The organism is Mycobacterium sp. PTI7 (assembly GCF_056679845.1).
The window spans coordinates 4,182,145-4,203,968 of sequence record NZ_CM155252.1 but is presented as its reverse complement, the minus strand read 5'-3'; the positions used below and the strand labels follow the sequence as shown (position 1 = coordinate 4,203,968).

Here is a 21,824-nt window from a genome sequence, read left to right as displayed (position 1 = left end):
TTATCCTTGACGGGAATCGCGGGAGGGGCCCCGGGGGCCCTCGAGTAGGCAGAAAGGCATGTCGTGGCGCTCGTCGTCCAGAAGTACGGCGGCTCGTCGGTGGCCGACGCCGACCGGATCCGACGCGTCGCAGAACGCATCGTCGAGACCAAGAAGGCCGGCAACGACGTGGTCGTGGTCGTGTCCGCGATGGGCGACACCACCGACGACCTCCTCGACCTGGCCCGCCAGGTCAACCCCGCTCCGCCCGCCCGCGAGATGGACATGCTGCTGACCTCCGGCGAGCGGATCTCCAACGCGCTCGTCGCGATGGCCATCTCCTCGCTCGGCGCCGAGGCCCGTTCCTTCACCGGATCGCAGGCCGGCGTCATCACCACCAGCACGCACGGCAACGCCAAGATCATCGACGTCACGCCGGGCCGTCTGCGCGAGGCGCTCGACGAGGGCCTGATCGTCCTCGTCGCCGGCTTCCAGGGCGTCAGCCAGGACAGCAAGGACGTCACGACGCTGGGCCGCGGCGGATCCGACACGACGGCCGTCGCGCTGGCCGCCGCGCTCGACGCCGACGTCTGCGAGATCTACACCGACGTCGACGGCATCTTCACCGCAGACCCGCGCATCGTGCCCAACGCCCGGCACCTCTCGACCGTCTCCTTCGAGGAGATGCTCGAGATGGCGGCAGCCGGCGCGAAGGTGCTCATGCTGCGCTGCGTGGAATACGCCCGCCGCTACGACGTTCCGATACACGTCCGGTCGTCGTACTCCGACAAGCCGGGCACGCTCGTCACAGGATCGATGGAGGACATCCCCATGGAAGATGCCATTCTCACTGGGGTGGCCCACGACCGCAGCGAGGCGAAGGTCACGGTGGTCGGGCTGCCCGACGTCCCGGGCTATGCCGCCCAGGTGTTCCGCGCGGTCGCCGATGCCGACGTCAACATCGACATGGTGTTGCAGAACATCAGCAAGATCGAGGACGGCAAGACCGACATCACGTTCACGTGCTCGCGGGAAAGCGGACCGGGCGCCGTCGAGAAGCTGACGGCGCTGAAGGACGAGATCGGTTTCAGCGCAGTGCTGTACGACGATCACATCGGCAAGGTGTCGCTGGTCGGTGCGGGCATGCGCAGTCATCCCGGCGTGACGGCCACCTTCTGCGAGGCGCTCGCCGACGTCGGCGTGAACATCGACCTGATCTCCACCTCGGAGATCCGAATCTCGGTGCTGGTCAAGGACACCGAGCTGGACAAGGCCGTCGCGGCGCTGCACGAGGCCTTCGGTCTCGGCGGCGAAGAGGTCGCGGTCGTGTATGCGGGGAGTGGAATCTAAATGGTGTCGATCGGTGTGGTCGGCGCGACCGGCCAGGTGGGTCAGGTGATGCGTCGCCTGCTCGAGGAGCGTGAGTTCCCGGCCACCAGCGTGCGGTTCTTCGCCTCGGCGCGGTCCGAGGGCAAGAAGCTGACGTACCGCGGCCAGGAGATCGAGGTCGAGAACTCCGAGACCGCCGACCCCAGCGGCATCGACATCGCCCTGTTCTCGGCCGGCGCGACGATGTCGCGGGTGCAGGCGCCGCGGTTCGCGGCCGCCGGTGCGGTCGTCGTCGACAATTCGTCGGCGTGGCGCAAGGACCCCGACGTGCCGCTCATCGTCAGCGAGGTCAACTTCGAGCGCGACGCCGCGAACCGGCCCAAGGGCATCATCGCCAACCCGAACTGCACCACCATGGCGGCGATGCCGGTACTGAAGGTGCTGCACGACGAGGCCGGACTGACCAGGATGATCGCCTCGACGTACCAGGCCGTCTCGGGCAGCGGGCTCGCCGGTGTCGAGGAGCTGTTCGGCCAGGCGTCCGCCGTCGTCGCCGACAGTCGCGAACTCGTGCACGACGGGTCGGCGCTGAGCTACCCCGCGCCGGAGAAGTACGTCGCACCCATCGCGTTCAACGTGGTGCCGCTGGCCGGGTCGCTCGTCGACGACGGGTCCGGCGAGACCGACGAAGACCAGAAGCTCCGCAACGAGAGCCGCAAGATCCTGGGCCTGCCCGACCTCGCGGTGAGCGGGACCTGCGTCCGCGTGCCGGTGTACACCGGCCACTCGCTGTCGATCAACGTCGAGTTCGAGCGTCCGATCACGCCCGAGCGCGCGCGCGAATTGCTCAGCGGTGCAGCCGGAGTCACCTACGTCGACGTGCCGACGCCACTGGCGGCAGCCGGTGAGGACGACTCGCTCGTCGGGCGCATCCGGCAGGATCCGGGCGTGCCGGACGGTCGCGGCCTCGCGCTGTTCGTCTCGGGTGACAACCTGCGCAAGGGCGCCGCGCTCAACACCATTCAGATCGCCGAGCTGCTCGCCGCCCAGCTCTGAGGCGCCGCGTGTCGGTCCGTGTCCCGCGGTGGCGCCGCGCGGCACGGCTGACGGCGACGCTCGGGGTGCTGCTGCTGATCGCCGCACCGCAGGCGCACGCCGACCCGCCGGCGCCGATGCCTGGGCCCGCGCTCCCGCCGCTGCTGCCCGGCCAGGTGGTCCGCATCGGACCGACCGCCGGAACCGGAACGCCGACAAGGGATTACGGGATCGGCGCGACGGACCTGTGCGAGTTCATGGAGTTCCCGAGCGGCATCCTGCAGGTGTGCGGTGACAGCTTCGCAGGCCAGGGCGTCGCCTTCGGGCGGCACTTCTCGCCGATCGCCCTGCACGTCGAGACTGAGTCGATCGACGACCCGTCCGGGGTGCGCTACGACGGCGTCACCGGGGTCGACACGCCACTGCTGGCCGACCGGTCGGCCCCCGGCACCTCGCAACTGCCCGCCGGCATCGTGTCGATCAACCGCGAGAACTACATGCTGGTGACCACCACCACGGACCTGGTGCCCGCGACGTCCCGGCTGGTGAAGGCGCTTCCCGCAGGGGGAGATTGGCCCACCGTGCCCGGCTCGCGGCGCGACGTGGCCTGGGCCGAGGGCAGGCAGTCGCAGATCAGCGGCTACTACGACCCGATTCCGCGGCCCGACTCGGCACGCGGCTGGGTGTACGTGGTGGCCAACGACTTCGATCGCAGCGCGCCCGTCGAGCTGTACCGCGTGACCCCGCAGGAGTTCACCGACCGCGGCGCCTGGCAGGCCTGGTCCGGGCCGGGCGGCGGCTGGGGCAGGCCGCCGGTGCCGCTGTGGGAGGACGCGGTGGGCGAGATGAGCATCCGGCAGATCGACGGCAAGACGGTGTTGTCGTACTTCAACGCCACGACCGGCAACATGGAGATCCGCGTCGCCGACGATCCGACGCTGCTCGGCAGTGCGCCGGTCACCACCGTGGTCGTGGCGGGGGACTGGCCCGAGCGCGCCGACGACCTCCCCGCACCCACCGACAACCGGCTCGCCCAGCCCTACGGCGGGTACATCTCGCCGGGCTCGACCATCGACGAGGTGCGCGTGTTCGTCAGCCAGTGGAACACCACGCCCCGCGGCGACAACGCCCCGTACCGGGTGATCCAGTTCGCGGTGAACCCGATGAGGCCCGGACAGCAATCAGGCCCGTCACCTCGGTGACGGGCCCGATCGGGAATTCGCTAGCTCTTGAAGGCGTCCTTCACCTTCTCGCCCGCGTCCTTCAGGTTGGCCTTGACCTGGTCGGCCTTGCCCTCGTTCTTGGTGCTCTCGTCGCCCGTGGCGTCGCCGGCCTTCTCCTTGGCCTGGCCGCCGATGTCCTCGGCCTTGTTCTTGGCCTTGTCGACAAAGCTCATGTTCGACTCCTTCTCTTCACTGCCCAGAAACTCCGGGCGTGGCAGTCGGGTACCTCCTGACGCTCGCGACGAAACCGCGAGACGCCCCGTCCGCCCGTCTTCACAGGTGATTCACATACGGTTCTGCGCCGATGCTTGGCCTCGGCGACCACCATCGTTCCCATGAGCGAACCGACGCCGTCCTCGACGCCTCCCGAACGTTCGGTGGGGGACACCCCCGCCGACCCGGCCACGGGCCCCATCCACCCCGTCGCCGCGCCGCAGTACGGTCCACCTCCCGGCTACGTGCTGCCGCCGCAGCCGGTGCAGAGGCAGAGTCGGGTGCCGCTGATCGCCGCATGGGTCGGCATCGCCGCTGGTGCGGTGTTCATCGTCGCGATCATCTTCGGCACCGGGTTCATGCTCGGCGCCCACTCCGGCGCGGGGCACCGCGGCGGCCCCGACCGCGGCGACGCGATGGCGCACCGGGGCGAGGGCCCGCCCCCGCAGGTGTTCCCGATGGGTCCGATGCTGCGACCCGGCCCCGGTTTCGTCTTCCCCGGTGGCCCCGGCGGCAACTTCGGCCCCGGTGGCCCCGGCGGGGTGTTCGGGCCCGGCGGACCGGACGGCTCCGGTGGATCCGGCCAAACGCCGAGCACCCTCCCGACTCCGCCACGCTGACCCGTTTTCGGTCGTACGGTCCTGGGGTATCCGCGACGCGGGTACCCCAGGTTTCGTTTGCGGCTCAGCCCCCGCCGACTACGAGGAGAACAGAATGACCGAAAAGATCGCCACCACCGATTCGGGTGCGCCGGTACCCAGTCTGGAGCACTCGCTGTCGGTGGGGCCGGATGGTCCGCTCCTCCTCCAGGATCACTATCTGATCGAGCAGATGGCGAACTTCAACCGGGAGCGCATCGTCGAACGCCAGCCGCACGCCAAGGGCGGCGGGGCCTTCGGTCACTTCCAGGTGACCCACGACGTCAGCCAGTACACCAAGGCGGCCGTGTTCCAGCCCGGCGTGAAGACCGAGATGCTCGCCCGGTTCTCCACCGTGGCGGGGGAGCGCGGCAGCCCAGACACGTGGCGCGACCCGCGCGGTTTCTCGCTGAAGTTCTACACGACCGAGGGCAACTTCGACCTCGTCGGCAACAACACGCCGGTGTTCTTCATGAAGGACCCGATGAAGTTCCAGAACTTCATCCGGTCGCAGAAGCGCATGGCGGCCAACAACCTTCGCGATCACAACATGCAGTGGGACTTCTGGACGCTGGTGCCCGAGTCGGCACACCAGGTGACCTGGCTGATGGGTGATCGCGGCATCCCGAAGTCGTGGCGGCACATGAACGGCTACTCCAGCCACACGTACAGCTGGATCAACGCCGCGGGCGAGATGTTCTGGGTCAAGTACCACTTCAAGACCGACCAGGGCATCGACTTCCTCACCCAGGAGGACGCCGACCGGCTCGCCGGCGAGGACGCCGACTACCACCAGCGCGACATGTACGACACCATCGAGGCGGGCGACCACCCGACCTGGACGCTCAAGATGCAGATCATGCCGTTCGAGGACGCCAAGACCTACCGCATCAACCCGTTCGACCTGACCAAGGTGTGGCCGCACTCGGACTACCCGCTGATCGACGTCGGCACGATGACGCTCGACCGCAACGTGGTCGACTACCACTCGCAGATCGAGCAGGCGGCGTTCGAACCGAACAACGTGGTGCCCGGTACCGGCCTGTCGCCGGACAAGATGCTGCTGGCCCGCGGGTTCTCGTACTCGGACGCGCACCGCGCGCGACTCGGGGTCAACTACAAGCAGATCCCGGTCAACGAGCCCCACGTGGAGGTCAACGCCTACTCCAAGGACGGCGCGATGCGGATGAAGCTCGCCACCGATCCGGTGTACACGCCGAACTCGATGGGCGGCCCGGTCGCCGACGATCCGAAGCGGGTCGCCGAGGCGCACTGGGCGAGCGACGGTGACATGGTCCGCGCGGCCTACACGCCGCGCGCCGAGGACGACGACTGGAGCCAGGCGGGCACGCTGGTCCGCGACGTGCTCGACGACGCAGCCCGGGAGCGTCTGGCGCAGAACATCATCGGGCACGTCTCCGATGGCGTGAAGGAGCCGGTGCTGTCGCGGGTCTTCGAGTACTGGACCAACGTCGACCCCGACCTGGGCAAGAAGGTCGAGGAGGGCGTGCGGTCCGGACAGGGCTGACGCCGAACCGCTCTTACGCCGAGACTGCGGTGGGATCGCCTTCCGAGGCCGGGAAGCGATCTCACCGCAGTCTCGCGTGTGGGGAGGGGAGTGGCGGCACCGCGACACGCCGGTTTGAATCGCACCCTTGTAATTCCGATGTGGTCTGTGGGACCATTGAGAACTTTGTGATTGCTGTGGCGTAAGCCGACGATTCGTGACAGATTCGTCAACCATGACGCGGGTCGAACGAGCACGGTGGACGACGATCGCCGTCATGGTCGCGGTGGCCGCGACCCTGGTGGGCTGCGGGATGCAGACCGCCCCGCCGGTCGAGCGCGCCACGATGGACGTCTTCAAGGTCGGCGACTGCGTCGAGATCCCCAGCGGAACCCCCGACGCGCCGGGCTCGCTGCGTGCCGAGGAAGTGCCGTGCAGCGTGGACCCGAGCTACACGGTGGGCGCCACCGCCGACGACTCCGGCGCCTGCCCCAGCGCGGAGTACCAACACATCTCGGCCGAGACGGTCGATCCCACGACCTCCCGGCTGTGCCTGGTGCCCAACCTCGTCGCCAACCACTGCTACGTGATGGACGTACCCGTCGGGGTCATGCAGCGCGCCGACTGCGACGAACGCGGCCAGCAGGGCCTGCTCGTCCAGGTCACCCAGCGCCTCGACGTCCGCGATCAACGGGCGTGCCCCTCATCGTCGGGCCAGTTCGCGTGGCCGTACCCCTCGCCGGCGAGGACGTACTGCACGCTCACCATCTACTGACGCGAACCGCTCGGCTGGCATGATCGAACCCGTGAGCATCGACGTCGTCTACACCGCAGAATCCACGGCCACCGGCGGAGGCCGCGACGGCCACGTCAAGTCCACCGACGGCAAGATCGACCTCGACACCCGCCCGCCCAAGGAGATGGGCGGCAGCGGCGAGGGCGTCAACCCGGAGCTGTTGTTCTCGGCGGGCTGGTCCGCGTGCTTCCTCGGCGCGCTGCGCCTGGTCGCGAAGAACGAGAAGGTCACCATCGACGACGCGAGCGGCATCACCGCCCAGATCGGCTTCGGCAAGGACTCCGACGGTGGCTTCGGCCTGACCGCACACCTGCTCGGCTACCTGCCCGGTCTGGAACAGGACGAGGCCGACGCGCTGATGGAGAAGGCGCACGAGGTGTGCCCGTACTCGAAGGCGACCCGCGGCAACGTCGAGGTCAAGCTGACGGCGAAGGTCTGAGGATGCGCCGGGCCGCCTGGGGCGCCGCGGTGGCGGCGCTGACCGTGGCGCTCCCGATCGCCGCTCCGGCCGCGGCACGACCGTCGGAGCCGGGCGTCGTCAACTACGCGGTGCTGGGCAAGGGATCGGTGGGCAACGTCGTGGGCGCCCCGATGCGCTGGGAGTCGACGTTCACCGCGCCGTTCCAGGCGTTCTACGTCGACGACGCCCGGTGCAACGACTGGGCCGACGTCGGCCTGCCCGACGTGTACGCCGACCCCGACCTCGCGTCGTTCAACGGCGCCGTCGCGCAGCGAGCCGCCGACGACGACACCAACCTGGTCAAACAGGCGGTCGGAGTGTTCGCCACCACCGACGCGGCCGATCGTGCGTTCCGCCGCCTCGTGGACCGCACCCGGGGATGCGACGGTCAGACCACCGCGATGCACCTCGACGGCTTCGTCACCGAGGTGTGGTCATTCTCTGGTAATCCCCCGACGGGCACCGACGCGGCGTGGGTGAAGCAGGAAGCGGGTACTGACCGGCGATGCTTCATTCAGACCCGCCTGCGGGAGAACGTCCTGCTGCAGGCCAAGGTGTGCCAGCCGGGCAACGGCGGTCCGGCGGTCGACGTACTCGCCGGGGCCATGCAGAACGCTCTCGGACAGTGACGGCGACGGGGCGCGGCGCGCGTCGATGAGCCCCGGGAAATCCCGTGCGGGAATTCCCGCGACATTGTCGGTGTCCTCTTCCAAGATGGAAGGCATGGTGGCGGACCGGCGGTCGGCCGTGCCCACGTCCGGAAAGGTTTGGTTGACGTGACCACGACCGAGGCAGATACGCCGCAGCCCTGCGGCGACCAACGCAACCGCGAATTCGCCGACGCCGACGAGGCCGCCCTCCACATCGGGGGCGACTGTCTGCGCGACGGCCCGGTGGGCACGGTGGGTCTGGAGATCGAGGCGCACTGCGTCGACCTGGCCGACCCGATGCAGCGCCCCGGCTGGGACCGGCTCAGCGACGTCATCGCCACGGTGCCGCCGCTGCCGGGTGGCAGCGCCATCACCGTCGAACCCGGCGGCGCCGTCGAACTGTCCGGTCCACCGCTGGCGGACGCCCCCACGGCCATCGAGGCGATGCTGGCCGATCGTCGGGTGCTCACCGAGGCGTTCCGCGCCGACGGGCTCGGGCTGATCCTGCTCGGCGCCGATCCGCTCCGGCCCGCGCAGCGCGTGAACCCGGGCGGCCGGTATCGAGCCATGGAGACGTTCTTCGCGGCCAGCGGCACCGAGGCCGCGGGCGCGGCCATGATGACGTCCACGGCGTCCGTCCAGCTCAACGTCGACGCCGGACCGCGTGACGGGTGGGCCGAACGGGTGCGGCTGGCGCACGCCCTCGGACCCACGATGATCGCGATCACCGCCAGTTCGCCGCTGCTGGGCGGCGAGGCCACCGGGTGGCGCAGCGCCCGGCAGCGCGTGTGGAGTCAGCTCGACTCGGCGCGCTGCGGGCCGATCCTCGGCGCGGGCGACGACGACCCGGTGAACGACTGGGTGCGGTACGCGCTGAACGCGCCGGTGATGCTGGTGCACGACCCCGAGCCGACCGCGGTGACCGACTGGGTGCCGTTCGCCGACTGGGCCGACGGCCGAGCACCGCTGGGCGGCCGCCACCCCACCGAGGCTGACGCCGACTACCACCTGACCACGCTGTTCCCGCCGGTGCGGCCGCGAGGATTCCTCGAGATCCGATACCTGGACAGCGTCCCCGACGTCGTGTGGCCTGCAGTGGTGTTCACACTCGCCACGCTGCTCGACGACGCGGAGGCCGCACGGATCGCCGCGGAGGCGACCGCGCCGGTCGCCACCGAGTGGGACGGCGCCGCCCGCGACGGGCTCGCCGACGCGCGACTCCGGCACGCCGCCGTGCAGTGCGTGACCGCCGCCGCCGAACGCGCGCCCGACGCCCTGGCACCCGCCATGACGCGCCTCGTCGATCAGGTCGAGCGGGGCCGGAGCGTCGCCGACGACTTCGACGATCGGGTCGCGGCGGTCGGAATCGTCGGTGCCGTGCGGGAACTCGCGGCGGCGGACGCGTGAGCACACGCGAGGCGCTGGCCCGGGAATTGACCCGTGCGCGCGACCGGACGCTGCGGATCGTCGAGTTCGACGACGTCGAACTGCACGCGCAGTACGACCCGCTGATGAGCCCGCTGGTGTGGGACCTCGCCCACATCGGCTGGCAGGAGGAGTTGTGGCTGCTGCGCGGCAACGACCCCCGCCGGCCAGGCATGCTGGCCGCCGACGTCGAGCGCTGCTACGACGCGTTCGCCAACCCGCGCGCCGGCCGGGTCGACCTGCCGCTGCTCCCGCCCCGCGACGCGCGGTCCTACTGTGCGACGGTGCGGGACAGGGTGTTCGACCGCCTCGAGGCACTGCCCGAGGACGGTGACGCGTTCACGTTCGGTCTGGTGGTCAGCCACGAGAACCAGCACAACGAGACGATGCTGCAGGCACTGAACCTGCGCGCGGGTCCCGCGCTACTGGACGCCGGCACCGCGCTGCCGCCGGGCAGGCCGGGCGTCGCGGGGACGTCGGTCCTGGTGCCGGGTGGGCCGTTCGTCCTCGGCGTCGACGCGGTGACCGAGCCGCACTCACTGGACAACGAGCGCAACGCCCACGTCGTCGACGTGCCGTCGTTCCGGATCGGGACGGTGCCCGTCACCAACGGCGAGTGGGCCGGATTCATCGCCGACGGCGGCTACCGCGAACGGCACTGGTGGTCCGAGCGCGGCTGGCAGCACCGCGAGCAGGCCGGGCTGGACGCACCCCGGTTCTGGAGCGGCGACGGGACGCGCACCCGGTTCGGACACGTGGAGCAGCTGCCCGCCGACGAGCCCGTGCAGCACGTCACCTTCTTCGAGGCGGAGGCGTTCGCGGCGTGGGCCGGGGCGCGACTGCCCACCGAGGAGGAGTGGGAGAAGGCCTGCGCGTGGGACCCCGTCGCGGGCTCGCGCCGTCGCTTCCCCTGGGGGTCGACCGAGCCCACCGCCGCGCTGGTGAACCTCGGCGGCGACGCACTGCGCCCGGCACCCGTCGGCGCCTACCCGGCCGGCGCGTCGGCCTACGGCGCCGAGCAGATGCTGGGCGACGTGTGGGAGTGGACGACGTCGGACATCCGGCCGTGGCCCGGCTTCACGCCGATGCTCTACGAGCAGTACACGGAGCCGTTCTTCGGCGGTGACTACAAGGTGCTGCGGGGCGGCTCGTGGGCGGTATCGGCCGACATCCTGCGGCCGAGCTTCCGCAACTGGGACCACCCGATCCGCCGGCAGATCTTCTCCGGGGTCAGGCTGGCCTGGGATGTGTAGACATCTCGGCTGGCTCGGCGCGCCCGTGTCGGTGGCCTCGCTGGTGCTCGATCAGCCGTACGGCCTTCGCGTGCAATCGTATTCACCGCGCAGGCAGAAGAACGGCCTGATGAACGCCGACGGCTGGGGCGTCGGCTTCTTCGACGGCGGGGAGGCCAGGCGGTGGCGCAGCGCGGCGCCGCTGTGGGGCGACGTGTCGTTCGCGTCGGTGGCCCCCGCGTTGCGCAGCGGCTGCATCGTCGCCGCGGTCCGATCGGCGACCATCGGCATGCCCATCGAACCGTCGGCGTCGGCCCCGTTCACCGACGGCACCTGGCTGCTGTCCCACAACGGAGTCGTCGACCGCGGCGTGCTGCCGCTGTCGGCCGCCGCCGAGTCGACCGTGGACAGCGCGCTGCTGGCCGCGCTGATCTTCGACCGCGGCCTCGACGCGCTGGGCGACACGATCGCCGAGGTCGGCGCCGCCGACCCGAAGGCGCGCCTGAACGTGATCGCCGGCAACGGCTCCCGCCTGCTCGCCACGACGTGGGGCGACACCCTGTCGATCCTGCGGCGCGACGACGGCGTGGTGGTGGCCAGCGAACCCTACGACGACGACCCCGCCTGGCAGGAGGTGCCGGACCGGCACCTCGTGATCGCCGGTGACGGTGGCGTGATCTTGACCGCTCTGGAAGGAGCCTGAATGTCCATCACCCTGTCCAACTATCTCGCGGCCGACGCCGCCGCGACCGCGCTGCGCCGCGACGTGCGCGAGGGCCTCACCGGATCGCCGAAGTCGTTGCCGCCGAAGTGGTTCTACGACGCGGTCGGCAGCGATCTGTTCGACCAGATCACCCGGCTGCCCGAGTACTACCCCACCCGCGCCGAGGCCGAGATCCTGCGCACGCACGCCGCCGCGATCGCGGCGGCCGCCGGTGCGGACACCCTGGTGGAACTCGGCAGTGGTACGTCGGAGAAGACCCGCATCCTCCTCAGCGCCATGCGCGAGACCGGCGAGTTGCGCACGTTCATCCCGTTCGACGTCGATGCGAGCGTGCTCACCGCGGCGGGTGAGGCGGTCAGCGCCGAGTATCCGGGCGTGGACGTCGACGCCGTCTGCGGCGACTTCGAGGAGCACCTCGGCAAGATCCCGGCCGGCGGTCGACGGCTGGTGATCTTCCTGGGGTCGACAATCGGCAACCTGACGCCCGGGCCGCGCGCCGAGTTCCTCGCCGCGCTGTCGGAGAGCATGGCTCCCGGCGACACCCTGCTGCTCGGCACCGACCTGGTGAAGGACACCGGTCGGCTGGTGCGCGCGTACGACGACGCCGCCGGTGTCACCGCCCAGTTCAACCTCAACGTCCTGACCGTGGTGAACCGCGAACTCGACGCGGACTTCGACCCGTCGGCGTTCGAGCACGTCGCGAAGTGGAACGAGGCCGAGGAGCGCATCGAGATGTGGCTGCGGTCCCGCACGGCCCAGCGCGTCCGCATCGCCGCCCTGGATCTCGACGTCGACTTCGCCGACGGCGAGGAGATGATCACCGAGGTGTCCACGAAGTTCCGGCCCGAGCGCGTGCGTTCCGAGCTGGCCGCCGCGGGTCTGACCCTGCAGCACTGGTGGACCGACGTCGCGGGTGACTTCGGGCTCTCGCTGTCCACCCGGTGACCGCGGGCCTCGCCGAGCGGTGGCGCGCCGCGCGGCCGGTGGTCGCGGGCGTCCACCTCGACAGCGCGGCGTGCTCGCGGCAGAGCTTCGCGGTGATCGACGCCGCCGCCCAGCACGCGCGGCACGAAGCCGAGGTGGGTGGATACGTGGCGGCCGATGCCGCCGCCCCGCTGCTCCGGGCGGGCCGGGTGGCGGTCGGGACGCTCACCGGCGTCGCCGCCGACGACGTCCTGTTCACCACCGGGGCGACCGATGCGCTCGACCGGCTGCTGACCGACTGGCGCGGTGATCGCACCGTGGCCTGCCTGCCCGGGGAGTACGGACCGAACCTCGCGGTGCTGGCCCGGCACGGCTTCGAGGTACGCCGACTGCCGGTCGATTCCGCGGGACGCCTCGACGTGGATGCCGCCTCGACGATGCTCGCCGCCGCGCCGCCCGCGATGGTGCACCTCACGATGCTCGGCAGCCACCGCGGCACGGTCCAACCGGCCGCGGCGCTCGGGGCCGTGTGCCGCGCATCGGGGCTCCCGCTGATCGTCGACGCCGCACAGGCCTTCGCCCACCTCGACTGCTCGGACATCGGCGCGGACGCGATCTACACGTCGTCGCGAAAGTGGACCGCGGGTCCCCGCGGCGTGGGCGTGCTCGCCACCCGTCCGGGGCTGCTGTCCGACGACGCACTGGCCCGCTTCGCGCATCAGGAGGTGAATCTCGCTGCGCACGTTGCCCTCTCGTTGGCGATCGGCGAGCACGTCGCGGCGGGCCCCGACGCGATCCGCGCGCGCCTGCTCGAGGTCGGAACGATGACCAGGACGGTGCTGGCCGGCGTGGCGGGCTGGCGGGTGGTCGAGGCGACGGACGAGCCGAGCGCCATCACCACGTTGACCGCACCCGACGGCGTCGACGCGCAGCAGGTACGCACGCGGCTGATCGAGGACCACCGCATCGTCACCACCTACGCCGGGGTGCAGCGCGCGCCGGACGAGATGACGACCCCGGCGCTGCGGGTGTCTCCGCACGTCGACGCGACCGAGGGTGACCTCGAGGCGCTGGCCCGGGCGCTCGTCGACCTCGGCGGCTAGCCCGGCTTGTGCGCGGTGAGTAGCAGGGCGGGAAACTTCATGCGGCCCTTGTCGTCTCGTGGATGTTCGGGCGCCGGACCTTCGATGCCGGGCGGTGCAGTCATCGCGTTCGCGTGGATGAACGCGGGCCGCACGTCGGCGACGGCCCAGTACTTGCCGACCACCGCGCGCAACTCGTTCTCGTCGACCTCGTTGGGCTTGGTGGTCCACTCCGCCGGGAACGCGCCGCGCGCGAACACCAGCACGAAGTACGTCGCCCCCGGCGCCGCGGCCCGCAGGATCGACTGCTGGTAGCCGTCGCGGCCCTCGACGGGCAGCGAGTGGAACAGGGTCGAGTCGATGACCGTGCTGAACCGGCCGTCGAAGCCGGTGAAGCTGGTGATGTCGTCGGCCACGAACGTGGCCCCGGTCAGGTTGCGCTCGGCCGCAGCGCTCGTCGCGGCGGCGATCGCGGTGGGGGACAGGTCGATGCCGACGACGGTGTAGCCGTCGGCGGCCAGTGCGAGGGACAGTTCGGCGTGCCCGCAGCCGGCGTCGAGGACGTCGCTGCGAACCTTGCCGTCGCGGATCAGGACCGCCAGCTCGGGTTGCGGCTCACCGATGTTCCACGGTGGTGGGCCCTCGAAGTCGCCGGCCCCGCGGTAGGCGCCGTCCCAGTCCATGTCCTCCGGGTGCATCGCGTCGGTCATGGATTCCACGCTACGCCCGGTGCGTCACGGCCCGTCCCAGGTGTGCACGGGCTCGTTGGAGTGCATCCGCTCGCAGTACAGCCGCAGCATCTCGGCCAACGCCCGGGGCCGGTCGAGTCCCCGGTCGTGGAGTGCGTGCACCGTCGCGACCTGCCAGGCCGCGCCGTTCCGCCCGGTCTTGGCGCGACCTTCGATGACGCCGAGGAAGCGCTCGCGGACCTCGGCCGCCACACCCCACCGGCGCAGCCCCTCATGGGCCATCGGCAGCAGCTCGCGCAGTACCAGCTCGTCGGGCGTCACCTCGCCGACGCCGGGCCAGTACAGCCGCGCGTCCATGCCGTGCCGGGCTGCGGAGGTGAAGTTGTGTTCCGCCGCAGCGAAACTCATCTTCGTCCACACCGGCCGCTCGTCGTCGGCCAAGGCGCGCAGCATCCCGTAGTAGAACGCGGAGTTGGCGAGCATGTCGACCACGGTGGGGCCGGCGGGCAGCACGCGGTTCTCCACCCGGAGGTGCGGACGGCCGTCCACGACGTCGTACACCGGGCGGTTCCACCGGTAGATGGTGCCGTTGTGCAGTCGCAGTTCGGGCAGCGTCGGGGTGCGACCGGCAGCCAGTTCGGCGACGGGATCCTCGTCGGACAGCTCGGGCAGCAGCGACGGGAAGTACCGGACGTTTTCCTCGAACAGGTCGAAGATCGAGGTGATCCACCGCTCGCCGAACCAGACCCGCGGGCGCACGCCCTGGGTCTTGAGTTCGTCGGGCCGGGTGTCGGTGGCCTGGGCGAACAGCTCGATGCGCGTCTCGGACCACAGTTCGTGGCCGTAGAAGTACGGCGAGTTGGCGCCCAGCGCCAGCTGTGGGCCCGCCAGCACCTGAGCGGCGTTCCAGTTCTTGGCGAAGTCGCCGGGGGAGACCTGAAGATGCAATTGCATGCTGGTGCAGGCGGATTCGGGCGCGATCGTAGCCGCCTGGACGTTCAGCCGCTCCGGCCCGTGGATGTCGATCTGGATGTCCTCGCCGCGGGCGGTGAAGATCGAGTCGTTGAGCGCCTGGTACCGCGTCGACTCGCTCATCCAGGGGCCGGTGAGGTGCTCGGGCATCAGCGTCGGCAGGATGCCGATCATCACGATGTGCGACCCGTCGGCGTTGGCCTTGGTCTCGGCGGCGTTGAGGCTGGCGCGCACCTCGGTCTCGAGTTCCAGCGCCGACCGGCCGGGCAACGGCCGCGGCGGCACGTTGAATTCGATGTTGTACGCGCCTAATTCGGTCTGGTATGCCGGGTCGGCGATCGAGGCGAGCACGTCGGCGTTCGTCATCGCGGGCTGGTAGCCGGCGTCGACGAGGTTGCACTCGATCTCCATGCCCGTCAGGGGCCGGTCGAAGTCGAAGCTCGACTGCGCGAGCATCGTCTCGAACACGTCGAGGCTCAGCGCCACCTTGCGGCGGTACTCCTGCCGGTGCGCCCGGCTGAACTCCGTCTGCGTGACTTCTTCACCCACACCGCGAGCCTATCGGCGCGAGGCGTCGCACCGCTCCACTTCGCCCGCGGCGCCGGTCAGGCCGGTCTGGCCGTGGTCTTCTGGCACTGCTTCCAGAAGCTGGTGAACGACGCGTACGACTTCTCGGGCACCTGAGGGAACATCCGCGGCATCTCGTCGGCGGTGCCGCGCCAGTGCGACACCGACGGGTGCTGCGCGAAGTACACGTCGTCACCCAGCTCGAGGTCGTCGAACTCGGCGACCACCACCGCGGCACCGGGGATCTCGCGCGCGCAGCGCACGATGTAGTCGGTCACGTGCGGGGCGACCGGGAAGCGGGCGAACCAGCTCGGCTCGAGCAGCACGACGCGGTTGGCGTCGAGGTCCTCGCGCCAGGCCGCGTTGAGCCAGAAGGAGTGGTACAGCACCGTCGGCTTGGCCGGGTCGATGGACACCGGGTCGCTCGGCGGCGGCGTCCACGCGAGGTCAAGGTCGGCACGTTCGGTGAGACGGTCGGGGACGTCCATCTCGCCGAGTTCCCCGTAGCCGAGGTCGATGATGCTGCCGTGCTGGACGAGCGGCGAGTACTTGTTGACGTTGGACTGCGCGGGCACGTACTTCTTGTGGCTGTTGGTGCCCGCCACCCACTGCCAGGACAGGCTGTTGCTGGCAGGGTCGCCGTCGAGCAGGTGGTAGTACATCCAGAGGCTCGGCTGCCACCAGTGCGTGCGCGCGACGTTGCAGATCAGGCCGGACATCCACATCCGCGCGTGGTTGTGCATGTAGCCGGTGTCGTAGAGGGTGCGCACGGCGGCGTCGAGCGCGTCGACTCCGGTGTCCGCCTCGAGCACTGCGCGGGGGATCCGGCGGGAGCTGACGGGGAACTGCGATCGCTTCACGTCGGTGAAGATCTTCTCGCCGAGATACGTCCACTCTCGCTGCCAGTACTCGCGCCAGGCCAGTTCGAAGACGAATTTGGAGGCCTGGCTCGGGGTGTGGCGCGTCAGGACCTCGTCGCGCACCTCGGGCAGCGTCACCAGGCCGCGGGTGAGGAAGGGGGAGATCTCGGTGCCGCCGTCGGTGTGGTTGCGCCGGCGGGCGTACCGGGCGGCGTCGATCTCGGAGACGTGGGCGAGCACCTCGTCGCGGGACACCGGAAATTGCTGCACGCCCCGAGCGTAGGTGCGGGCCCCGACAGGCACCGACGGTCAGCGGCGGGTGGCCACCATGACCTGCGGACTCAGCAGACCGCCGCGCAGGTCGGCGTCGGCGTCCACGTGGTCGGCCAGGGCGCGCAGCGCCGAGGGACTGTAGGACCGCAGCGAGCTGATCACGCCGTCGTGCACGAACGGGACGAACGGGGCCAGCGGCAGCATGCTCGCCAGCCGCAGCAGGTGCAGCGGCGCGGGCGGCCGGGGCAGATCGATCACCAGCAGCTTGTCCGCGACCCGGGTGCCCTCGGCGATCGCCCGTGCCGCGGCAGCCGGTGCGAGGTGGTGAAACGACAGCGCGAAGACCGCGAGGGCGTAGTGCCCGTCGGGTGCGTCGATGTCCGTCGCGTCCATCGTGCGCACCGTCGCGCGGGGGTGGCGGCCCAGGTCGCCGGCCGCGATCGCCGCCACCGAGTCCGCCTCGAGGTCGGTGACGGTGAGTTCCGCCGTCGGGTGCATCTCGAGCAGCTTCGACGAGAGACCGCCGTGCCCCGATCCCAGCTCGAGGATGCGCGGATCGGGGACGTCGGCGACCTCGTCCAGCGCGATGGCGGCGAACCTCTGGTGGTTGCCGAACAGTTCCCCGGTGCGTTCCAGCGCCCGCACGACGCTGCGCTTGCGCGCCTCGCTCTCGGGGTCGCCGCCGGAGTCGCGGTCGAGGTACTCGGTGCAGTCGGTGGTCAGCGCCCGGTCCAGGCAGGACGCCGTCGGGCCGCCGCGAGGCATGCGGGCGATGTCGATCACGCGCGCAGTCGTGGACACCGTGCCTCCTCTCAGGAGGGGCCCAAGAACCCCGGGAGACGAAAGTCCGGGGGGATGGTGAAGAGCTCGGGGATGACCGGGCGTTCGGTGGGCTCGGTCTTCCCGTCGCGGTACACGGCCGTGCCGACGTAGGCCCCGTTCTCGTAGGTGTCGTAGTAGAAGTGGCCCGAGACGATGTACTGACAGACCGACCGCGGAACACCCTGCTGGACATCGGTGGTGAGAACGCCGCCGAACTCGGGGGACTCGCACTGAGCCCGCAGGTCGGGGCCGGGCACGAGCGGATCGGGCTCGGCGTGGGCGGCCGCGCTCAGGACCAGGGGGGCGACGGCACACGCAGCCGCGAGCGCAGCGACCCGACCCAGGGCAGTGGTATTGATGGACGGCACCTCTCGTGTCGCGACGGCGAACCCGACCCCGTGCACACTACCGGCGTCCACCGCCGGGACCCTGCGCTTCAGCGGCAATGCCCCACCTGGTCATCCGAGAGGGCGGAAGCCGGCGCTGCGCATCCCCTACGGGGCGAAGCCCTCGGGCAGTTCGATGTCGTCGACGGCGAGGTTCTCCTCGAGGTGTGCGACCGACGACGTGCCCGGGATCAGCAGCACGTTGGGTGCCACGGACAGCGTCCACGCGAGGGCGATCTGCGCCGGCGTGCGGCCGAGGTCGGCGGCGGCCTGCTGCACTGCGGGATTGCCGAGCACCGGGTTGTCGGCCGAGAAGCCCGAGCCCAGCGGGAAGAACGGCACGAACGAGATGCCGTGTTCGGTCGTGAGGTCGAGCACCGGCTGCGACGACGTGTCGACGAGGTTGTAGGCGTTCTGCACCGTGACGATCTCGGTGCGGTCGAGCGCGATCCGCAGGTGCTCGACGGAGACGCTCGACAGTCCGATGCCGCCGATGAGGCCCTCGTCGCGGGCCGCGATCATCGCGGTCAGCTGGCGGTCGAACAGCTCGCGCTGCACTGGTCCGACCGAGTTCGGGTCGCCCGAGTGGATGCGGAGGTTGACCGCGGCGAGGCGATCGGTCTGCAGGGTGCGCAGGTTCTCCTCGATGTCGGCGCGCAGCTCGTCGGGTTCCTGGGCGGCGGTCCAGTTGCCCTCGCCGTCGCGGCGGGCACCGACCTTGGACACCAGGGCGAGGTTCTCGGGGTAGGGATGCAGCGCCTCGCGAATCAGGTCGTTCGAGACGTTGGGGCCGTAGAACTGCGCGGTGTCGATGTGGTCGACACCCAGCTCCACCGCGCGCTTGAGCACCGCGATCGCCTGGTCGTGATCGCGCGGCGGCCCGAAGACGCCGGGGCCGGGGAGCTGCATGGCGCCGAAGCCGACGCGCTTGACCGTGTAGGAGCCGATGTGGAAGGTCGTCATGCTCTCTCACTACCTCTGATGCGGCGGCGGTATTCCGGGTTCTCGCGATTCGTGGAGTCTGAGCGGCGGTGAGCGCCGCTCAGACTCCACGAACGGATGAGCTACTCCGACTCGCCGAGGATCTGATAGACCTCGCGGCGTGCGTTGTTGACGATGTCGAGGATGCGCTGCTGCTGTTCGGCAGATCCGGCGTGCGCCGACTGGGCGATCGCGCCCATGAGTTGGCCGACCGCGGTGCGGAGGTTGACGGCGTTGGGATCGGCGCCCTCGGTGATCTCGTCCCACGGTGCCGTCTCGATCTTCTCGGCGGCGGCGCGGCCGTCGTCGGTCAGTTCGAACAGCTTCTTGGTGCCGCCGGCATCGGTCGAGACGATCAGGCCCTCGTCGACGAGGAGCTGCAGCGTCGGGTAGACCGAGCCGGGGCTCGGCTTCCAGAGCTGCTGGCTGCGTTCGCCGATCTCCTGGATCATCTCGTAGCCGTGCATCGAGCGTTCGGTCAGCAGGGTGAGGATCGCGGCGCGCACGTCGCCGCGCCTGCTGCGTCCGCCGCCGCCGCGTCGTCCGCCGCGACCACCGGGGCCGAAGCCCGGGCCGGGGGCACCGGGACCGAAGCCGCCGAAGCCGCCGAAGCCGGGTCCGAAGGGACCTCCGCCGCGGTGCTCGCGGACGTGGTCACGGAAGTCGCGACGCGCCTGCCTGCGGTGTTCGTGCAGTGCACGGCGGTCTGCGGGGGCGAAGCCGAAGCCCGGTCCGAAGCCGGGGCCGAACTCGGGGCGGCCGCCGAAGGGGCCGTCTTGGGGTGTGAATGGGGTGTTCATGAGTGTTCCTTCTGTCGAGAGGGAAGCACTGAGTGCGCTTCCGATACGTTGACGATATATCGGAAACTATCGGGATGCAACGGTTATGCCGAGGGCGAACCCGAGCTGCGTTCGTCGATGGCGCCGATCAGCCAGTGCGCCCACTCTCGCTCCATCGCGGCGTCGCGCAGTCCGAACTCCAGCGCGGCGCGGCCGTAGAAGTCGGGGTCATCGGTACCCCAGTGGAACGAGTCGCGAAGGCGCTCAAGGCGTTCGAGTTCCGACCCGGCGTGGTGGGCGAAGTCGACGGCGTAGGTGCGGGCGGCCTCCGCGGGCAGTTCGCCCAGCAGGAAGACGCGCAACAGGTCGGGGCGCCGCATCGGTGGATCGCTCTCCGGTTCGGTGATCCACCGGACGAGTTCGGCACGGCCGGCCTCGGTGACGCGGTACTCCTTGCGGCCGCGCGGACCGATGTCGGCCACCTCGATCAGGCCGCCGTCGGCGAGCTTGTTCAGTTCTCCGTACAGCTGGCTCTGGGTGGCCGGCCACACGTTGGCCATCGACACCTCGAACCGTCGGAGCAGGTCGTAACCACTACCGGGGTGCTGGGCGAGCAGGCCCAGCGCGGCGAATCTCAGGCTCACGGGTCGATGGTACGGCCCCACATGTCAGTTGTGACATGTCGGGGCCGCCCGCGTGTCGCGGATCAGTCGACCAGCGTCGCGCCCTCGGCGACCCGCAGCGCCGTCATCCGCCACGGACCGCGCGTCGCCAGCACGTGATAGATCGCGAACGCCACGCCGCAGCCGATGAACCAGCTGTACTGCGCCGCCCCGGCCATCCCGAACACCACCCCGCCCAGCAGCACCGGCGTCATCGCCAGGACCGCGCCGACCAGGGTGGCCGCCACGGCCGCGGGGTTGTAGCCCTTCGTGTACCAGTAGTTGCCGGTCTCGCTCATCGTGAAGAGGTCGTCGACGACGATCTTCTGCTTGCGGATCAGGTAGAAGTCCGCGATCAGGACACCGAACAGCGGACCGATGAACGCGCCCAGCGTCTCCAGCGTGTAGTGGATGACCTCCGGGTTGCCGTACAGGTTCCACGGCGTCAGCAGGACGGACCCGACGGCGGCGATCATGCCGCCCATCCGCCAGCTGATCTTCTGCGGGCTGACGTTCGAGAAGTCGAACGCCGGGCTGATGAAGTTGGCCACGATGTTGATGCCGATGGTGGCGATGGTGAAGGTCAACGCGCCCAGGATGATTGCGGTGACGCTGTCGATGCGGGCGACCGTGGTGACCGGGTCGGTGATGAGTTCACCGAACACCGGGACGGTGGCCGCTGCGGTGACGACGACCAGTAGCGAGAACACCAGGAAGTTGACCGGCAGCCCGAGGAAGTTGCCCTTCTTCACCGCCTGATAGCTCCTGCCGTAGCGGGCGAAGTCGCCGAAGTTCAGCATCGGACCGGAGAAGTACGACACCACGAGTGCGATCGCGCCGAGCATGACCACCAGTGCGTTGCCCTGCTTCTCGCCGCCCAGCGAGAGGCTGACGTGCCAGCCCGACTTCCACAGCAGGTAGCCGCAGAGGATGAACATGACGACGTAGACGGCGGGCCCGCAGAAGTCGATGAACTTGCGGATCGACTCCATGCCGCGCCAGAACACGGCCGCCTGCAGCACCCACAGGAGCGTGAAGCTGCACCAGCCCAGCAGCGACAGCCCGGTGAACCCGTACTGCTCGACGTCGGCATACGGCATCAGGCCCGGAAAGAGCTTGAGCAGCACGATGTCCAGGGCTGCCGACGCCAGATACGTCTGAATCCCGTACCACGCCACTGCGATCAGGCCGCGGATGATCGCCGGGATGTTCGCGCCGAGGACGCCGAACGAACTGCGACACACCACCGGGTACGGCACGCCGGCCAACTGGCTCGGCTTCGCGACCAGGTTGCACAGGAAGTAGACGATCACGATGCCGACCAGTAGGGCGATCAGCACCTGCCAGCTGGCGAGCCCGAGCGCGAACAGGCTGCCCGCCGTGACGTACCCGCCGACGCTGTGCACGTCGGACATCCAGAACGCGAAGATGTTGTAGGTCGACCACGATTGTTTGGCCAGGGGCGCGAGATCCTCGTTGGTCAGCCGCGGGTCGTAGTGCTCCTTGATGAGCCCGCCGCCGACGGGGTGGCCCGCGGCTTCGACGACGTCGCCCGCGCCGACCACGGCGCTCGGCGGGAGATCACGAGTGTCTGTCATGTCTGCGTCCTGTCCATC

General features: G+C 70.0%; 23 protein-coding genes. 13 read left to right on the top strand and 10 right to left on the bottom strand.

What is annotated here, in order from left to right:
* Positions 1–63 precede the first annotated feature (63 nt).
* From AC1MEY_RS20250 to AC1MEY_RS20240, 3 genes are all read left to right on the top strand, one after another.
* Positions 64–1,329: an aspartate kinase gene (locus AC1MEY_RS20250; RefSeq protein ID WP_480227191.1), complete on the top strand. Its 1,266-nt coding sequence runs from the start codon at positions 64–66 to the stop codon at positions 1,327–1,329.
* Positions 1,330–2,364: an aspartate-semialdehyde dehydrogenase gene (locus AC1MEY_RS20245; protein ID WP_480227190.1), complete on the top strand. Its 1,035-nt coding sequence runs from the start codon at positions 1,330–1,332 to the stop codon at positions 2,362–2,364.
* 116 nt (positions 2,365–2,480) lie between these two features.
* Complete coding sequence (locus AC1MEY_RS20240; protein WP_480231588.1) at positions 2,481–3,545, top strand: DUF4185 domain-containing protein; 1,065 nt, start codon at positions 2,481–2,483, stop codon at positions 3,543–3,545.
* Between the two features lie 20 nt (positions 3,546–3,565).
* On the opposite strand, the gene AC1MEY_RS20235 is transcribed toward AC1MEY_RS20240, so the two are convergent.
* Positions 3,566–3,739: a CsbD family protein gene (locus tag AC1MEY_RS20235; RefSeq protein WP_480227189.1), complete on the bottom strand. Its 174-nt coding sequence runs from the start codon at positions 3,737–3,739 to the stop codon at positions 3,566–3,568.
* A 162-nt stretch (positions 3,740–3,901) separates the two neighbouring features.
* Here AC1MEY_RS20235 and AC1MEY_RS20230 point away from each other — a divergent pair, with 162 nt between their 5' ends.
* The 10 genes from AC1MEY_RS20230 to egtE all read left to right on the top strand — a co-directional run bounded on the left by AC1MEY_RS20230 (position 3,902) and on the right by egtE (position 13,238).
* Entirely contained in the window at positions 3,902–4,399 is a 498-nt protein-coding gene (locus AC1MEY_RS20230; protein ID WP_480227188.1) for a hypothetical protein, read from the top strand.
* 94 nt (positions 4,400–4,493) lie between these two features.
* A complete protein-coding gene (locus AC1MEY_RS20225; protein WP_480227187.1) occupies positions 4,494–5,945 on the top strand; it encodes a catalase in 1,452 nt (483 codons plus the stop codon).
* A 214-nt stretch (positions 5,946–6,159) separates the two neighbouring features.
* Complete coding sequence (locus tag AC1MEY_RS20220; RefSeq protein ID WP_480227186.1) at positions 6,160–6,699, top strand: hypothetical protein; 540 nt, start codon at positions 6,160–6,162, stop codon at positions 6,697–6,699.
* A gap of 31 nt (positions 6,700–6,730) precedes the next feature.
* A complete protein-coding gene (locus AC1MEY_RS20215) occupies positions 6,731–7,159 on the top strand; it encodes an organic hydroperoxide resistance protein (protein ID WP_480227185.1) in 429 nt (142 codons plus the stop codon).
* A gap of 2 nt (positions 7,160–7,161) precedes the next feature.
* Entirely contained in the window at positions 7,162–7,809 is a 648-nt protein-coding gene (locus AC1MEY_RS20210) for a sensor domain-containing protein (RefSeq protein WP_480227184.1), read from the top strand.
* 147 nt (positions 7,810–7,956) lie between these two features.
* Positions 7,957–9,237: an ergothioneine biosynthesis glutamate--cysteine ligase EgtA gene (egtA, locus tag AC1MEY_RS20205; RefSeq protein WP_480227183.1), complete on the top strand. Its 1,281-nt coding sequence runs from the start codon at positions 7,957–7,959 to the stop codon at positions 9,235–9,237.
* Positions 9,234–10,508: an ergothioneine biosynthesis protein EgtB gene (gene egtB / locus AC1MEY_RS20200; RefSeq protein WP_480227182.1), complete on the top strand. Its 1,275-nt coding sequence runs from the start codon at positions 9,234–9,236 to the stop codon at positions 10,506–10,508. The genes egtA and egtB overlap by 4 nt, the downstream gene beginning before the upstream one ends.
* Positions 10,501–11,190, top strand: a complete 690-nt coding sequence (egtC, locus tag AC1MEY_RS20195; protein WP_480227181.1) for an ergothioneine biosynthesis protein EgtC — start codon at positions 10,501–10,503, stop codon at positions 11,188–11,190. The genes egtB and egtC overlap by 8 nt, the downstream gene beginning before the upstream one ends.
* Positions 11,191–12,156, top strand: a complete 966-nt coding sequence (egtD, locus tag AC1MEY_RS20190) for an L-histidine N(alpha)-methyltransferase (protein ID WP_480227180.1) — start codon at positions 11,191–11,193, stop codon at positions 12,154–12,156.
* Entirely contained in the window at positions 12,153–13,238 is a 1,086-nt protein-coding gene (gene egtE / locus AC1MEY_RS20185) for an ergothioneine biosynthesis PLP-dependent enzyme EgtE (RefSeq protein WP_480227179.1), read from the top strand. Before egtD ends, egtE begins: the two co-directional genes overlap by 4 nt.
* Here egtE and AC1MEY_RS20180 read toward each other — a convergent pair.
* The 9 genes from AC1MEY_RS20180 to AC1MEY_RS20140 form a co-directional block, all read right to left on the bottom strand.
* Positions 13,235–13,927, bottom strand: coding sequence for a class I SAM-dependent methyltransferase (locus AC1MEY_RS20180; RefSeq protein WP_480227178.1), 693 nt, complete (start codon positions 13,925–13,927; stop codon positions 13,235–13,237). The two genes, egtE and AC1MEY_RS20180, sit on opposite strands and share 4 nt — an antisense overlap.
* Positions 13,928–13,951: 24 nt before the next feature.
* The gene (locus tag AC1MEY_RS20175) at positions 13,952–15,427 is read right to left on the bottom strand and encodes a glutamate-cysteine ligase family protein (protein WP_480227177.1); all 1,476 of its coding nucleotides are present in this window, start codon (positions 15,425–15,427) and stop codon (positions 13,952–13,954) included.
* 56 nt (positions 15,428–15,483) lie between these two features.
* On the bottom strand, positions 15,484–16,575 hold the full coding sequence (locus AC1MEY_RS20170; RefSeq protein ID WP_480227176.1) for an FAD-binding domain-containing protein: 1,092 nt from the start codon (positions 16,573–16,575) through the stop codon (positions 15,484–15,486).
* A gap of 39 nt (positions 16,576–16,614) precedes the next feature.
* Positions 16,615–17,343, bottom strand: a complete 729-nt coding sequence (locus tag AC1MEY_RS20165) for a class I SAM-dependent methyltransferase (RefSeq protein WP_480231587.1) — start codon at positions 17,341–17,343, stop codon at positions 16,615–16,617.
* A 47-nt stretch (positions 17,344–17,390) separates the two neighbouring features.
* A complete protein-coding gene (locus tag AC1MEY_RS20160; protein ID WP_480227175.1) occupies positions 17,391–17,819 on the bottom strand; it encodes a hypothetical protein in 429 nt (142 codons plus the stop codon).
* Positions 17,820–17,894: 75 nt separating this feature from the next.
* A complete protein-coding gene (locus AC1MEY_RS20155) occupies positions 17,895–18,749 on the bottom strand; it encodes an oxidoreductase (RefSeq protein WP_480227174.1) in 855 nt (284 codons plus the stop codon).
* 101 nt (positions 18,750–18,850) lie between these two features.
* Positions 18,851–19,567, bottom strand: a complete 717-nt coding sequence (locus tag AC1MEY_RS20150) for a PadR family transcriptional regulator (protein ID WP_480227173.1) — start codon at positions 19,565–19,567, stop codon at positions 18,851–18,853.
* An 83-nt stretch (positions 19,568–19,650) separates the two neighbouring features.
* Complete coding sequence (locus AC1MEY_RS20145) at positions 19,651–20,190, bottom strand: PadR family transcriptional regulator (protein WP_480227172.1); 540 nt, start codon at positions 20,188–20,190, stop codon at positions 19,651–19,653.
* A 62-nt stretch (positions 20,191–20,252) separates the two neighbouring features.
* Positions 20,253–21,806: an NCS1 family nucleobase:cation symporter-1 gene (locus tag AC1MEY_RS20140; RefSeq protein ID WP_480227171.1), complete on the bottom strand. Its 1,554-nt coding sequence runs from the start codon at positions 21,804–21,806 to the stop codon at positions 20,253–20,255.
* Positions 21,807–21,824 lie beyond the last annotated feature (18 nt).